Source organism: Nonomuraea sp. MG754425 (genome assembly GCF_021699195.1).
Taxonomy (GTDB): domain Bacteria; phylum Actinomycetota; class Actinomycetes; order Streptosporangiales; family Streptosporangiaceae; genus Nonomuraea.
In genome coordinates this window covers 1-493 of sequence record NZ_SSXE01000493.1, presented here as the reverse complement: position 1 = coordinate 493, position 493 = coordinate 1, and the positions used below count along the sequence as shown (strand labels likewise).

At 46.0% G+C, this 493-nt stretch carries 1 protein-coding gene; it reads right to left on the bottom strand.

Annotated elements, in window-relative coordinates; all coding sequences use genetic code 11:
- Nucleotides 1–184: 184 nt before the first annotated feature.
- Nucleotides 185–493: hypothetical protein (locus tag FAF44_RS53650; RefSeq protein ID WP_237111189.1), on the bottom strand; the 309-nt coding region annotated here is incomplete at its 5' end.

Genomic DNA, 493 nt, shown 5'->3' with positions numbered 1-493 from the left:
GCTAAGGTGTTGAAATTCTGATAGCTAAATGCTGAAAATGTCTAGATGCTGAATTACCGAAATGCCAGAATGTCGTAGTCCGCAATGCTGACGACTGAATGCTGAAATACTGAAGCGCTGAAAAGCTGGCCTGCGGAATGCCTGCGGAAATGCTGAAATACTGAGCTGCCAAAATACCGAACTGTCAAAAATGCCGAAATGTTGAACTGCTAAAAGCTAAGGTAGTTTGTTCTGTTTTCGCTGTATATGTGAGTGTATCGATTAATCGGTGGCTGTGGCGATAAGTTGCTGGGAAGGAAGTTGCCGACATTTCAGTCGAGGTGCTGCAGCTACCCTGGGCATACTCCGGACTGATGATGAAAGGCAAATGTCCGAAATGAAGGGCAAAAAAGCCTTTGATTCCAGCCGAAACGGGCAAATGGCCTGAATGAAAGGCAAAAATGCCTTTGAATTGACGGGAAACGGGCGGAGCGGCGGAATCAAAGGCAAAAAT